This is a genomic window from Microbispora corallina (assembly GCF_016863035.1).
GTDB lineage: Bacteria > Actinomycetota > Actinomycetes > Streptosporangiales > Streptosporangiaceae > Microbispora > Microbispora corallina.
Genome location: NZ_BOOC01000033.1, coordinates 63,439 through 77,371, shown reverse-complemented (window position 1 = coordinate 77,371; position 13,933 = coordinate 63,439). Strand labels below are relative to the sequence as shown.

Sequence of the window (13,933 nt, the reverse complement as noted above, 5' to 3'; positions counted from 1 at the left end):
CGCGCCGCGTGGGCTCTCTGTATGTCGCTTGGTGGGTGTTATGCGCTTCCGCAACTCGCGCGTGCGGACCAAAGTCACGGCCTTGATCGTGTCGCTCGCGGCCCTGTGGGCCTTCGCGGCATGGGTGACCCTGCGGGACGGCATCAACCTGGCGTGGGTGGCGGTGTACAACAAGGGCGTCGCACAGCCGAGTGAGACGCTCCTCCTGGAGCTCCAGCAGGAGCGGCGGATGTCCGTCACGCGGCTCGCCGATCCCGGCCGCGTCAGCCGGAGCGCCCTGGAGGCGCAGCGGGCCCGGACCGACGCCGCGGCGGCGAACTTCCGCCGGCTCGCCGACGGCGGGGACGTGCGGCTGGCCGCGGGGGACGACCTGCGGCAGCGGATCGACCAGGCGTTCCAGCGGCTGAACCAGCTGGGTCCCGGGCGGGACGCGATCGACGCCGGGCACACCGACCGGGCCCAGGCGGTGGCCGCGTACACGGATGTCGCCGACGCGCTTTTCCAGACCTACTACGCGCTGGCGACGCTTCACGACGACGAGATCGCGAAAGACACGAGAACCCTTATCGGTCTTAACTGGGCACGAGAGCTGATATCACGCGAAGATGCCCTTCTTGCCGGCATCATCGCGGAGGGCCGGTTCACCGGCAGCGAGGCCGCCCAGTTCACGCAGCTCGTGGGCGCCGAGCGCTATTTCATGGCGCAGTCGCAGACGGACCTGGAACAGGCGGACCCGGCCGCGTACGCGCGGCTCAGCAAGAGCGCCGACCTCGCCCGCCTGCACACGCTGGAGGACCTGGTCTCCCAGCAGGGCCGGCCCGGCGGGTTCGTCCCGGTCACGGCGGAGCAGTGGCAGCAGGCCAGCTCCCACGCGCTCACCCAGCTCCACGACATCGTCGCCACGGCGGGCGACACCCTGGTCGGCCGGTCGACCCCGGTCGCCGCGGGCGTCATCCTCCGGCTCGTGCTGGCCGGCGTGCTCGGCCTGGTCGCCGTCGTCGCGTCGGTCGTGCTGGCGGTCACGACGGCCCGCACGCTCGTGCGCCAGCTGGAGAAGCTCCGCGCCGCGGCCCTGGAGCTGGCCAACGAGCGCCTGCCGGGCGTCGTGGAGCGGCTCGCCCAGGGCGAGAAGGTCGACGTGGCCGCCGAGGCGCCGCCGCTGGAGTTCGGCGGCGACCTGATCGGCCAGGTGGGCGCCGCGTTCAACACCGTCCAGGAGACCGCGATCCGGACGGCCGTCGAGGAGGCCCAGCTCCGGCAGAGCATCCGCGACATCCTGCTCAGCCTGGCGCGGCGCACGCAGTCGCTGGTGCACCGCCAGCTCACGCTCCTCGACGTGATGGAGCGGCGCGAGGCCGACCCGGCGGAGCTGAAGGACCTGTTCCGCATCGACCACCTCGCCACCCGCATGCGGCGCAACGCCGAGAACCTCATCGTCCTGTCGGGCGCCTCGCCCGCCCGGGCCTGGCGCCGTTCGGTGCCGATGGTCGACGTCGTGCGCGGCGCGCTCGCCGAGGTCGAGGACTACACCCGGGTCACCGTCCTGCCCATGGGCCAGGTCGGGTTGACCGGCCGGGCGGTCGGCGACGTCATCCACCTGCTCGCCGAGCTGATCGAGAACGCCGTGTCGTTCTCGCCGCCGTACACGACCGTGCAGGTGGGCGGGCAGTCCGTGGCGAGCGGCTACGCGATCGAGATCGAGGACCGCGGCCTGGGCATGACCCCGGAGGACCTCGACGCGACCAACGAGCGGATCGCGAACCCGCCGGAGTTCAACCTGTCCAGCACCGCGCGGCTCGGCCTCTACGTGGTCAGCCGCCTCGCGGAGCGGCACGGCATCCGCGTCTCGCTCAAGGCGTCCGCGTACGGCGGCACCACGGCGGTGGTCCTGCTGCCGCGCGACCTGGTGATCGAGGCCGGTGAGGAGCTGTCCGGCGAGGACACCGGGCCGCTCCCCGAGCAGGAGAGGGGCGCGCGGAGGATCGCACTCGTCGGCGCGCCCGAGGTGGTCCCCGAGCCCGCCCAGGAGGTGGTGGTTCCCGTGCCCAGTGCCCCAGAGCCGCCGAGGCCCGCGCCTCCGGCCGCCTTCACCCCCGGCGGCCTGCCGCTGCGGGTGCCGCAGGCCAGCCTGGCCCCGGAACTGGCCGACCAGCCGCCGTCCAGGCTCGACGACGAGGACGACCGCCGGTCCCCGGAGGACATCCGCAAGATCATGGGATCATTCCAGTCCGGAACCCGCCGGGGCCGGTCGGAAGCCGCCAAGCTGGCGCGCGAAGGGCGTGAAGGGGAGGACGACCAGTGACGAAGACCGGCGCCACGGCGGACCTGGCCTGGCTGCTCGACGATCTGGTGGAGCGGGTCCGCGAGGCCGAGCACGGCATCGTGCTGTCGACCGACGGGCTCCTGCTGGCCGCGTCGGCCGGGCTGCGCAGAGAGGACGCGGAACACCTGTCCGCCGTGGCCTCTGGCCTGCAGAGCCTGGCCCGCGGCGTCGGGGAGCGCTTCCAGGGCGGCCCGGTCCGGCAGACGATCATCGAGATGAAGTCGGCCTACCTGCTGGTGACCGTCGCCGGCCAGGGGGCCTGCCTGGCCGTGCTGTGCAGCGGCGACGCCGACGTGGGCCTCGTGGCCTACGAGATGGCCATGCTCGTGGCGCGCGTCGGGCAGTACCTCACCTCTCCCGCCCGGACGACGGGGAACGAGGCCCACCGATGAGCAATGAGGTCAACCCGGACGGGGAGCGTCTCCTCGACGCGCCCACCGTCCGGCCGTACGTGATCGCACGCGGCCGGACCGAGGCGCAGGACAGGTTCGACCTCATCTCGCTCGCGGTGACGGTCCGCCCCACGACGGGCACCGAGATCGGCCTCGACCCCGAGCACCAGGCCATCGTGAGGCTGTGCCGCCGGCCGCTCTCGGTGGCGGAGATCGCGGCGCACCTGGACCTTCCGGCCGGGATCGTCCGGGTCCTCCTCGGCGACCTGTTCGACCGGGGCTTCGTGGCCGTGCAGCAGCCCCAACCGGAGATGGACGTGCTCGACGAGCGGATGTACAAGGCGGTGCTCGATGGCCTTCGGGCGCTCTGACGGCCCCAGGATGCCCACGGCGATCAAACTGTTGATCGCCGGCGGGTTCGGGGTCGGCAAGACCACGATGGTGGGGGCGGTGTCGGAGATCCGGCCGCTGCGCACCGAGGAGACGCTGACCGACCGCAGCGTGGGCGTCGACGACCTGTCCGGCGTCGAGGAGAAGACCACGACCACCGTGGCGATGGACTTCGGCCGGATCAGCATCGGCGACGACTTCATGCTGTACCTGTTCGGCACGCCCGGGCAGGAGCGGTTCTGGTTCGTCTGGGACGAGCTGGCCCGCGGGGCGCTCGGCGCGGTCGTGCTGGCCGACACCCGGCGGCTCGCCGACTGCTTCCCCTCGGTCGACTACTTCGAGCGGCGCGGCACGCCGTTCGTCGTGGCCGTCAACTGCTTCGAGGGCGCCCCGGTCTTCGAGCTGGACGAGGTCAAGATGGCCCTCAACCTCGGTCCCGACGTCCCCGTCATGCTCTGCGACGCGCGCAGCCGGGACTCGGGCAAGGACGTGCTGATCGCACTGGTCAAGCACGCCTACGGCCGGCGCCCCTCGGCGGCCGTCGGCTAGGCGGCCCCGTCCGGGACCCGTGACATCCGTCGTGGGCACGTCGTGACGGACGACAGGGGAGCGCGGGCCCCCGGCGGCGCAGGCTTGCCGCATGACGACAAGACACACGGCGGACCCGGAGGACGCGACCGGCCCGGAGTGGGCGGTGGCCGCGCGGGGGCTGCGGAAGAGGTACGGCGGCGTGCGCGCCGTCGACGGAGTGGACCTGCTCATCCCGCGCGGCGAGGTGGTGGCCCTCCTCGGCCCGAACGGCGCGGGCAAGTCGACCCTGGTCGAGATGCTGACCGGCCTGGTCAGGCCGGACGAGGGCGACATCGAAATCTTCGGCGCCGACCCCGGTGCGGCCGTCAGGTCGGGGTCGGTGGGCGTGATGCTCCAGGAGGCGGGCCTGCTCGACGACGTGACGGTCGGCGAGGTCCTCCGGCTGATCGCGTCCCTGCACCGGGCGCCCCTGCCCGCCGTCGAGGCCATGCGCCGGGCGGGGATCGAGTCGCTGGCCGGCCGCCGGTCGGCCCGGCTGTCCGGCGGCCAGCGGCAGCGCGTCCGCTTCGCCGCGGCGCTCGTGCCCGACCCGGACCTGCTGGTGCTCGACGAGCCGACCGCGGCCATGGACGTGGACGGCCGGCGCGAGTTCTGGGCCGCGATGCGGAGTCTGTGCGAGGCGGGCCGCACCGTGCTGTTCGCCACCCACTACCTGGAGGAGGCCGAGGCGTACGCCGACCGGGTCGTCCTCATGAACGCGGGCAGGGTGGCCGCGGACGGGCCGGTCGCGGAGGTGGCCAGGGGCGGTCTCGACGAGGCGTTCGTCCGGCTGACCTCGGGGGAGGCGACCCGATGAACCCCGCATACCTGGTCTTCGAGATCCGCCGGGCGCTGCGCGACCCGAAGTTCCTGCTGTTCGAGCTCAGCCTGCCGGTGGCGCTGTTCCTGCTGGAGTCCCATCTGTTCGGACGGGACGACGTCGGCCCCGCGTACCTGATGGGCAGTCTCGCGGCCTTCGGCGCCTTCCGCGCGGCGTTCGACACGGGCGCCAGGACGGCGGTCGAGCGCGGCGCCGGCTGGCAGCGGCAGCTGCGCCTGACCCCGCTCACGCGCGGCGGCTACCTGGCGGCGAAGGGGGCGGTCGGGATGCTGACGGCGCTCCCGCCGATCGCCGGCGTGGCCGCGGCCGCCGCGGTCCTGTCCGGCGTCCGCCTGCCCGCGGGCGGCTGGGCGGCGGCCGTGCTCGGCCTGTGGGCGGGCGCCGTGCCGTTCGCGCTGCTCGGCCTCCTCGTCGGCCAGCTCGCCACGCCCCAGAACGTGCAGGCCTACCAGGGCGGGCTGCTGCTCGTGCTCGCGTTCGCGGGCGGCCTGTTCATCCCGGCCGCCTCGTTCCCCGCCGCCCTCGCGACGGTGGCGAAGGCGCTGCCGACGTACTGGCTGGCGGAGATCGCCCACGGGGCCGCGGGAGGGGACGTGCGCACCGGTACGGCGGTCCTCGTCCTCGGGCTCTACAGCCTCGTCCTGGCGGCGGCCGTGGCCGTCCGGTTCCGGCGCGACGCCGGCCGCCCATGAGCCCGTGCTGCGCGACAATTCCTACCAGGGGGTGACCGCATGAGGGAGGGGATCTTCCGGCCGGGGGCGTGGCCGGTCGGGTCCGTGTCCCGTCCCAGGGGAGGCCGCGCGACATGGGTGCGCGGCCTCCTCGCGCTCGCGCTCTTCCTGGCCTGGCCGGTGTGGTCGGCCGTCCGGACCGCCACCCGTCCCCACGCCGGCCCGCTCCCCGCGGCCGCCGTCGCCGTCCTCCTGCTCTACGGCGCGAGCTGGATCGCCGTCATGGCGTACGGCGCCACCCGGCGGCCGCGGGAGCGGGTGCTGCTGGTCGGCTGGCTGTTCGCGCTCGGCGTCTGCCTGGCCCTGCTCCGGCACGGGGCGCCCGCGTTCGGTATCCTGGCGTACGCGCTGTCGGCGGCGGTGTGGCTGCTGCCCGCCGTCTGGGCGCTCGCCCTCGCGGCGGCCACGGCGGCGGCGCGGCTGGCCGTGCTGTGGGCGACGGCGGGGGCGGTGCGGTGGAGCGACGCCGTGGCGATCTTCCCGGAGCTCGTGACCCCGGTCGGGGTGGTCCTGCTGGTGCGGCTGGTCGTCCAGCTCGGCCAGGCGCGGGAGGAGATCGAGACACTGGCGGCGGCGGCGGAGCGGGCCCGGCTGGCCAGGGACCTGCACGACGTCCTCGGCCACACGCTGACCGCGATCACCGTCAAGACCGGCCTCACCCGGCGGCTCCTGGAGAGCGGCGCCGACCGGCAGGACGCGCTGGCCGAGCTGCGCGACGTCGAACGGCTCTCCCGGGAGGCCCACGCGGAGATCCGCGCCACGATCTCCGGCCACCGCAGGCCCTCGCTCGCCGTGGAGCTGGTGGGGGCGCGGGCGGCCCTGCGCGCCGCCGGGATCGCGGCCGCCCTGCCGCCGTCCGCCGGCCAGGTGGCCCCCGACCTCGAGGAGCCGTTCTCCTACGTCCTGCGTGAGGCCGTGACGAACGTGATCCGGCACAGCGGCGCCACCCGCTGCGAGGTGCGCGTCGGCGGCTCGTCCCTGGAGGTCAGCGACGACGGCGAGTCGCCGGCGCGGTTCGCCGGACCGGGGAACGGGCTGGCCGGCCTGGCCGAGCGCCTGCGGCCGGTCGGCGCGCGGATCGAGGCCGGGCCGCTGCCGGGCGGCGGGTACCGGCTGAGCGCGAGCCGCCCATGATCAGGGTCATGCTCGCCGACGACCAGGCGCTCGTGCGGGGCGCGCTGGCGGCGATGCTCGCGCTGGAGCCCGACATCGAGGTCGTCGCCCAGGTCGCCTCGGGCGACGAGGTCGTCGCGGCCGCCCGGCTGCACCGTCCCGACGTGGCGCTCATCGACGTGCAGATGCCCGGCAAGGACGGCCTGGAGGCGACGGCGGAGCTGCGGGCCGCCGTCCCGGCGTGCCGGGTGGTGATCTGCACGACGTTCGGCCGGCCCGGCTACTTCGCGCGGGCCATGGAGAACGGCGCGGCCGGGTTCGTCGTCAAGGACGCGCCTCCCGAGCACCTGGCCGACACGGTCCGGCGGGTGCACGCCGGCCTCCGTGTGGTCGACCCGGCCCTGGCCGCGGAGTCCCTGGCCAGCGGCGTGAGCCCGCTCACCCCGCGCGAACGCGACGTGCTGCGGCAGGCCCGCCGGGGCGGCACCGTCGCCGAGATCGCCCGGGCCCTGCACCTGTCGGGCGGCACGGTCCGCAACCACCTGTCGTCGGCCATGGGCAAGACCGGCGCGAGCACCCGCGCCGAGGCGGCCCTCATCGCCGACGAGCGCGGCTGGCTCTGACCCCCCAGGGGGCCGGCGCACGTCTTCTCCACGCCGCCGCGCGGCTTTCCGGGACGTCCGGATCCCGGCCTCAGCGGCCCTCCGTGCCTACGCGTAACAGCTCAACAACAGCCGTTGATCTGACGGAAAGCCCACTGTAACGTCAGCGCCATCGCAGAAACTATCGGACATGTGCCGAAAGTTTCGACATCCAGGAGGGAACGACCGTGAAGGTGTGTCGGCGAAGTGCGGCGCTGGTGGCGGCGTCGGCACTGATCCTCGGGGGCTGTGGCAGTACAGGGGGCAACAACTCCGGCGGGAGCGGCAGCTCGGCCGGATCCAAGGTGACGGTCGAGTTCTGGAACATCTGGACCACCGAGCCCATGAAGACGTATGGCGTCAATGCGATCAAGGAGTTCGAGGCTCAGCACCCGAACATCACGATCAAGAACGTCGCGACGGAGAACGAGGCGTTCAAGTCCAAGATCACGACGTTGACGCAGTCGGGCAAGGCCCCGGACGTGTACCAGACCTGGGGCGGCGGCGTGCTGAAGCAGCAGGTCGACGCCGGCCTGGTGAAGGACCTGTCGGGGGACGCGGGCTCCTGGCTCGGGACCTTCACCGACGCCGCGATGGCGGCCTACCAGGTCGACGGCAAGCCCTACGCGGTCCCGGAAGACATCGGCATGGTCGGCTTCTGGTACAACAAGGCGCTGTTCAAGAAGGCGGGCATCGCCGACGCTCCCAGCACGTGGAGCCAGCTCATCGACGACGTCAAGAAGCTGAAGGCGGCCGGCATCACCCCGATGGCCCTGGCGGGCAAGGACAAGTGGCCCGGCCACTACTACTGGGCCTACCTGGCCATGCGGATCGGCGGCCTCGACGCCCTCAAGCAGGCGGGTGAGACCAAGGACTTCACCGGTCAGCCGTTCGTGGAGGCGGGGCAGAAGCTCAAGGAGCTGGCCGACCTCCAGCCGTTCCAGAAGGGCTACCTCGGCGCCGCCTACGACAAGCCGGACGGCCAGGCGGCGACCATGGGCAACGGCAAGGCCGCGATGGAGCTGATGGGCCAGTGGGCGCCCTCCGTCGAGAAGTCCTCGGGCAAGGGCATCGGCGACGACCTGGGCTTCTTCCCCTTCCCCGCGGTCGACGGCGGCAAGGGCTCGGTGACCGACGCGTTCGGCGGCGGCGGCGGCTTCGCGATCGGCGCGGACGCGCCGGCGGAGGCCCTGGAGTTCCTGAAGTTCCTCACCGAGAGCAACGAGCACCGCAAGGCCGTCCAGACGGGCGGCGTGCTCCCCGTGCTCAAGGGTGAGGAGGACGCGGTGACGGACCCGAACCTCTCGGTGGTCGCCAAGAACCTCGCGTCGGCGACGGGCTTCCAGCTCTACCTCGACCAGGCGTACCCCCCGGCCGTCGGCCAGGAGGTCAACGACAGCGTGGCCGAGCTGATCGCGGGGACCAAGACGCCGGAGCAGGTGGCGCAGGCCATCACCGAGACGGCGAAGTCGGAGTAACCGCGGAGTGGAGATGACGCGACCCCGGAGCCGTGGCAGGCTCCGGGGGTTCACCACTGTCCTGCTGTTCCTGCTCCCGGCTCTGGTGCTGTTCCTGCTGCTGGTGGTGGCGCCGATCGCGGTGGCCATGTACACCAGCTTCTTCAAGTGGAACGGCCTGCGGGGGCTGCCCACGGACTTCCTTGGGCTGGACAACTACACCCGGGCCTTCTCTGACCCGGTGTTCCTCGGGGACCTGTGGCACGGCGGGGTCCTGATCGTGCTGTCGCTGCTCGTGCAGCTGCCGATGTCGCTCGGCCTGGCCCTGCTGCTCAACCAGCGGCTGCGCGGCCGGGCGTTCTACCGGCTGCTGTTCTTCGCCCCGTACGTCCTGTCGGAGGCGATCACGGCCGTCCTCTTCACGATGATCCTGTCGCCGGACGAGGGCCTGGCCAACCAGATCCTGGAGAGCATCGGGCTCGGCGGCCTGGAGTGGTTCGCCGAACCGTCGACCGTCCTGCTGTCGATCTTCGTGGTCATGACCTGGAAGTACTTCGGCTTCCACATGATCCTCTATCTCGCCGGGCGCCAGGGCATCCCGGAGGAGCTGATCGAGGCCGCCAAGATCGACGGCGCGGCCGGCTGGAAGGTGTTCCGCCACGTCACGCTGCCGCTGCTCGGGCCCACGATCCGGATCAGCGTGTTCCTGTCCGTCATCGGCGCCATCCAGCTCTTCGACCTGGTGTGGATCATCACGGACGGCGGGCCGTCCCACGCGTCGGAGACCATGGCCGTGACGATGTTCCAGTTCGGCTTCAAGCGCTTCCAGGTGGGCTACGCCAGCGCGATCAGCGTGGTGATCTTCCTCATCAGCCTCGTGTTCGCCCTCCTTTACCAGAGATACGTCATGCGCCGCGACCTCGAAGGAGCGACGACCGTGCTGCGAGACAAGCGATGACCGGGCAGACCCAGGTGCGACGGGGGGCCGACCGGGGGCCGGCCCGGCGGCCGCCCGAGGCCGGGCCGCGCGCCCACGCGCGCCCCAACCACAACCGGCGCAACCGGACGCAATCGATCTCGCTGCACGCCATCGTGGTCGTGGTCGGCGCGTTCGTCCTCGTCCCGCTGCTGTACGGCGTGATCGGCGGGTTCAAGAACACCCAGCAGCTGTCGACGAACCCGTTCGGACTGCCCTCGCCCTGGGTGCCGGGGAACTTCACGAGCGTCCTGTCCTCGGGCTCGTTCTGGCGGGAGCTGTGGAACAGCACGTTCATCGCCGTCGCGACGACCGTGCTGGTCGTGGCCGTGTCGGCGATGGCGGCGTTCATCTTCGCCCGCTTCTCCTTCCGGGGGCGGGAGTTGCTGTTCACGCTGTTCGCGGCCGGGCTGATGTTCCCGTTCGCGGTGGCGATCCTGCCGCTGTTCGTGCTGCTGCGGATGTTCGGGCTGCTCGACAACCCCCTCGGCGTGATCCTGCCGCAGGCGGCGTTCGGGCTGCCGATGACGATCATCATCCTGCGCGGCTTCTTCCGGGCCATCCCCGGGGAGATCGAGGAGGCGGCGACGCTCGACGGATGCACCGCGTTCGGCTTCTTCTGGCGGATCCTGCTGCCGATGGCGAGGCCCGCGCTCGCGACGGTGTCGGTGCTCGCGATCGTCGCCAGCTGGAACAACTTCATGCTCCCGCTGGTCGTCTTCAACGACCCCAACTGGTGGACGATCCCCCTGGGCGTCCAGCAGTTCCAGGGCCAGTACGCCTCGGACACCGCGCGCATCCTCGCGTACATCGTGATCGCCATGATCCCGGCCCTCGGCTTCTACGCCGTGGCCGAGCGCCAGCTCATCGGCGGGCTGACGGCGGGGGCGATGAAGGGCTGACGCCCGTCCCCTTGCGGACGTAGAGCCGGACGGCGTAGCCGAGGACGCGGACGAACATCCGCCGGTTGTAGTGCTCGCGGAGCAGCAGCCGCTTGGCCGTGTCGGGGCCGGAGGCCAGGTCGGCGTCGCGCGGGTGCGATCGGCTGACGACCCACACCCGGGGCGCGTCCGCCAGGGACGCCTCGATCCGCTCCGGCGGCAGCTCACGGCCGGCCAGCGTCCCGGACGCGGCGCCGGACACCCGCAGCGCGGCGTCCCGGGTCCGCCGGAAGGCGTCCGGGTACGCCTCCGCGACCAGACGGCGGACCGACGGCAGGAACAGCACGGCGTCCCCCGGGCGCGCTCCCGCCGCGACGATCCGGGCCGCGGCCGCCGGGTCGTCCGTGCGGCTGTCCACCCTCCTGACCTGCTGCTGCACGGGCAGCGCAGGAACGACCAGGAGGGCCAGGAGTGCGGCCGCGATCCCGAGCCGCGCGGCGAGGGGCCGGGCGAGCCGGGCCACGGCGACGACGCCCGCCCCGGTGAGCGGCGCGAGTCCGGCGACGGCGTACAGGACGTACCGCTCCTGGTAGAAGGGGTGGATCTGGGAGACCGCCAGCAGCACGGCGGGCGGCAGCAGAGCGAGAGGCGCCGCGACGAGCGGCAGCGTCAGGGCCGGCCGCCGTTTCGCGGTCTCCGCCTCTCCGATTGCCGAACGCCGGGTGGTGAAGACGGTGAGGACGGCGAGCGCGGACAGCAGGGCCGTCACCGCGAGCGGGACGCCGGTGCCCGCGAAGCGGGTGACCAGGGCCTCCACCTCGGGCCACCCGGGTCGCTCCAGCCAGGCGACCTGGGCCCGCTGCCCGAAGCTCACCCGGGCCACCGGCAGGACCGCGAGCAGCGCCGCCGCGCAGGAGCAGGCCCACCGCGCGAGCGTCCGCGCGCCCACCCGGCCCGCGACGAGCGTCACGCCGTGGGCCGCGAGGACCAGGGCGGCGAAGAGGTTGAGCAGGCAGGCCAGGGCGACGGCCGCCGTGTACGCGGCCCACCGTCCCGCGCGGTCCGGCCGGTCCGCGGCCCTGACCAGCAGGAGCGTGGCGAGCACCACGGCCGCCGTCACCAGCGCGTACGACCGGCCCTCCTGGGCGTAGTAGCTCACGACCGGGGTTGTCGCGTAGACCAGCCCGGCGGCGAGGCCGGTCGCGGGCGAGCCGAGCCGCCTGCCGAGGGCGGCGACGCCGCAGGCCGCGGCGGCCGTTCCCGCGACGGACGGCAGCCGGATCAGCACCTCGGCCGGGATCGAGCCCCCGCCGAGCCCCAGAAGGGGGTGGACGAGCAGGTAGTAGAGGCCGTGCACCGCGTCCACGTGCCCGAGGGTCCGCCACAGCTCGGGCAGCGAGCGCCCGGCGATGGCGAACGTCGTCGCCTCGTCCTGCCACATCGACCCCCGGTCGATTCCCCAGGCGCCCGCGACGAGCGCCACCAGGGCCGGTACGGCGAGCACCGCCCAGCCCGCCCAGCCCGCCCAGCCCGCCCAGCCCGTCCACCGCCGGGCCGCCCAGACCGCCGCCCGCCGCCGGTGAGGCGCCGTCCGGGGCACGAGCGTGCCGGAGGGTGCGGCGTCGGGGTCGGTCGTTCGCGAGGTCGTGCCGGTGGGATCCGTGGCGGGGACGGTCGAGGTCGTGCTGCTGGGATCCGTGGCGGGGACGGTCGAGGTCGTGCTGCTGGGATCCGTGGCGGGCGATCCGCCCCTCACGCCGACGACGTCCATGGCCCCCCGCTCGTCCCGCTGGTACGCCCCGATCCGCTACCCCTTGCGGCTCATCGAATCCCCCGGCGGGACAAGAGTCGGTTAACGGGTCCTAGTGTTGGCCGAACGGTGTGGAAACAGCCAGGTGAGGAGTCCAGGTGGGGGAGTCGGTCGTACGCGTCGCGCGGGACGGGGACATGGCGGCCGTCCGGGAGGTGGCCTCGGCGTTCGCGCTCCTGGACGACTGGACCGGCACGGCGGACTTCCTCGACGCCGAGCGCGCCTTCGGGACCCTGCTCGTCGGGGAGGCGGACGGCCGGATCGCCGGCTTCGGCGGGGCGCTGCGCAGGGGAGGGCTGACGCATCTGGGTGACCTGTTCGTGCTGCCCGCCCACCAGTCGTCCGGCGTGGGGCGGGAGATCCTGCGCCGCCTGCTGCCGGCGGACGCGCCGCGGGTGACGTTCGCGTCGTCCGACCCGCGTGCCCTGGCGCTGTACGTCCGGCAGGGCATGCGCCCGGTGTGCCCGCTGGTCTACCTGACCGGCCCGTCCGCGGACGGGCCGCGGGACGGCGTGCGGGAGGCGGCCGGGGACGTGGGGGAGGCGTCGTCCCTGGACGCCCGGGTGTCCGGAGGGGACCGGTCCGAGCCGCTGGCGTGGTACGCCGGAGTGCCGGGGGTGTCGCTGCACACCACGGCGGGCGGCTACGCGTTCGCCCGCACGGCGGCCGGCAGCCTGGAGGTGGGCCCGGCCGGCGGCGAGACCCCGCACGACTGCGTGGAGGCGGTGCGCGCGGCCGTCGCCGCGCATCCGGGAGCCGGACGGGTCCGGGTCGCGGTGCCCGGGGTCCACCCGCTGCTTCCCCTCCTCCTGGAGGACGGCTGGCGGATCGGGGACATGGACACGTTCATGGCGACCGATCCCGGGCTCGTGCGGCTCGACCGCTACGTGCCCCACCCCGACCTCGGGTAGTGCCCGCGGCCGGTTCCGGGGATCCCCGCCCCCGGCGGGAGGACGCCGGAGGCGGGGATCGGGGGAGGATGGCCGCACTCGCCACCAGGGGGTAACGGCGAGGGCCGCCGGTGGCTCAGGAGAGCTTGCGCAGATAGTGGGCGGAGGCCCAGCCGGGCCTGCCGCCGGACGAGTCGACCGCCACCCAGCCGTTGAACGGGTCGCAACCGCCGGCCACCCGGCCGTCCGACGCCCGCAGCGTGCCGATGGGGTGATAGGGCAGCCCCGGCCCCCTGCGGACGTTGAGGAAGCTCCCCGCGCCCACCTCGGCGACCCGGTAGGCGCACGACAGGCTCGGCCGGATGAACACGCTCGGCTGGGCGAGCGCCAGCCTGTGCAGGTAGCGGGCCGCGGCCCAGCCGTCCGTGCCGCCCGACGCCCGGACCGGCACCCAGCCGCCGGAGGCCGAGCACGCGCCGGCGAAGCGGCCGTCGGACACCCGGAGGGTGCCGACGGGGTGGTACCGCAGCCCCGGGCCGTGCCGTACGTGGAGGTAGCTGGAGGGGCGGACGCCGTGCACGCGGTAGGTGCACGAGAGCGTCTGCGCCTCGACGTCCGGCTCCGGGCGGGCCCGGCTCGCGCCCTGCGCCGCGGGTGGGACGGCGACGACGAGCGATCCCGCGGCGGCGCAGGCCGCCATCGCGGGGACGATCCGGTGGGCGAGTGTCACGATGTCTCCTTCCGGTCCTGATCGCTTGCTTGGCGGGACCCGGCCTGTGATGCTCACCCTAAGTTTTGCTCTGATTACCCTTCGTTTACACCCGGTCCAGCGGACAGCGCGATTCTTTACGTGGCGCCGGACCGAAATGGCGTGTCGTATTCGGAAATCTCTCTGCCGAGCCTGCGCTTCCCGGGCTC

At 73.3% G+C, this 13,933-nt stretch carries 14 protein-coding genes; 12 read left to right on the top strand and 2 right to left on the bottom strand.

The features are described 5' to 3' along the window. The first annotated feature begins 88 nt into the window (after positions 1–88). The 11 genes from Mco01_RS29025 to Mco01_RS28975 all read left to right on the top strand — a co-directional run bounded on the left by Mco01_RS29025 (position 89) and on the right by Mco01_RS28975 (position 10,336). Positions 89–2,302: a sensor histidine kinase gene (locus Mco01_RS29025; RefSeq protein WP_239103995.1), complete on the top strand. Its 2,214-nt coding sequence runs from the start codon at positions 89–91 to the stop codon at positions 2,300–2,302. After that, positions 2,299–2,715, top strand: coding sequence for a roadblock/LC7 domain-containing protein (locus Mco01_RS29020; RefSeq protein WP_204060041.1), 417 nt, complete (start codon positions 2,299–2,301; stop codon positions 2,713–2,715). The genes Mco01_RS29025 and Mco01_RS29020 overlap by 4 nt, the downstream gene beginning before the upstream one ends. Then, positions 2,712–3,086, top strand: coding sequence for a DUF742 domain-containing protein (locus tag Mco01_RS29015; protein WP_036332677.1), 375 nt, complete (start codon positions 2,712–2,714; stop codon positions 3,084–3,086). Before Mco01_RS29020 ends, Mco01_RS29015 begins: the two co-directional genes overlap by 4 nt. Continuing rightward, entirely contained in the window at positions 3,067–3,654 is a 588-nt protein-coding gene (locus tag Mco01_RS29010) for a GTP-binding protein (RefSeq protein ID WP_204060040.1), read from the top strand. The genes Mco01_RS29015 and Mco01_RS29010 overlap by 20 nt, the downstream gene beginning before the upstream one ends. A 91-nt stretch (positions 3,655–3,745) precedes the next feature. Further along, on the top strand, positions 3,746–4,492 hold the full coding sequence (locus Mco01_RS29005) for an ABC transporter ATP-binding protein (RefSeq protein ID WP_204060039.1): 747 nt from the start codon (positions 3,746–3,748) through the stop codon (positions 4,490–4,492). Continuing rightward, on the top strand, positions 4,489–5,208 hold the full coding sequence (locus tag Mco01_RS29000; protein ID WP_204060038.1) for an ABC transporter permease: 720 nt from the start codon (positions 4,489–4,491) through the stop codon (positions 5,206–5,208). The genes Mco01_RS29005 and Mco01_RS29000 overlap by 4 nt, the downstream gene beginning before the upstream one ends. A 39-nt stretch (positions 5,209–5,247) precedes the next feature. Beyond that, on the top strand, positions 5,248–6,381 hold the full coding sequence (locus Mco01_RS28995) for a sensor histidine kinase (RefSeq protein ID WP_204060037.1): 1,134 nt from the start codon (positions 5,248–5,250) through the stop codon (positions 6,379–6,381). Next, positions 6,378–6,983 (top strand): response regulator transcription factor, encoded by a 606-nt coding sequence (locus tag Mco01_RS28990; RefSeq protein WP_204060036.1) that lies wholly within the window; start codon positions 6,378–6,380, stop codon positions 6,981–6,983. The genes Mco01_RS28995 and Mco01_RS28990 overlap by 4 nt, the downstream gene beginning before the upstream one ends. A gap of 323 nt (positions 6,984–7,306) precedes the next feature. Further along, a complete protein-coding gene (locus Mco01_RS28985) occupies positions 7,307–8,479 on the top strand; it encodes an extracellular solute-binding protein (protein ID WP_239103984.1) in 1,173 nt (390 codons plus the stop codon). Between the two features lie 13 nt (positions 8,480–8,492). Next, positions 8,493–9,416: a carbohydrate ABC transporter permease gene (locus Mco01_RS28980; RefSeq protein ID WP_204060035.1), complete on the top strand. Its 924-nt coding sequence runs from the start codon at positions 8,493–8,495 to the stop codon at positions 9,414–9,416. Then, positions 9,413–10,336: a carbohydrate ABC transporter permease gene (locus Mco01_RS28975; protein ID WP_204060034.1), complete on the top strand. Its 924-nt coding sequence runs from the start codon at positions 9,413–9,415 to the stop codon at positions 10,334–10,336. The genes Mco01_RS28980 and Mco01_RS28975 overlap by 4 nt, the downstream gene beginning before the upstream one ends. Here Mco01_RS28975 and Mco01_RS28970 read toward each other — a convergent pair. Beyond that, positions 10,299–12,086, bottom strand: a complete 1,788-nt coding sequence (locus Mco01_RS28970) for a glycosyltransferase family 39 protein (protein WP_204060033.1) — start codon at positions 12,084–12,086, stop codon at positions 10,299–10,301. The genes Mco01_RS28975 and Mco01_RS28970 overlap by 38 nt on opposite strands. Before the next feature lie 137 nt (positions 12,087–12,223). Between Mco01_RS28970 and Mco01_RS28965 the strand changes: the two genes are divergently transcribed. Beyond that, positions 12,224–13,036, top strand: coding sequence for a GNAT family N-acetyltransferase (locus Mco01_RS28965; RefSeq protein WP_204060032.1), 813 nt, complete (start codon positions 12,224–12,226; stop codon positions 13,034–13,036). Positions 13,037–13,151: 115 nt separating this feature from the next. Here Mco01_RS28965 and Mco01_RS28960 read toward each other — a convergent pair whose 3' ends face one another. Next, positions 13,152–13,745 (bottom strand): SH3 domain-containing protein, encoded by a 594-nt coding sequence (locus Mco01_RS28960; RefSeq protein WP_204060031.1) that lies wholly within the window; start codon positions 13,743–13,745, stop codon positions 13,152–13,154. Between the last annotated feature and the right edge of the window lie 188 nt (positions 13,746–13,933).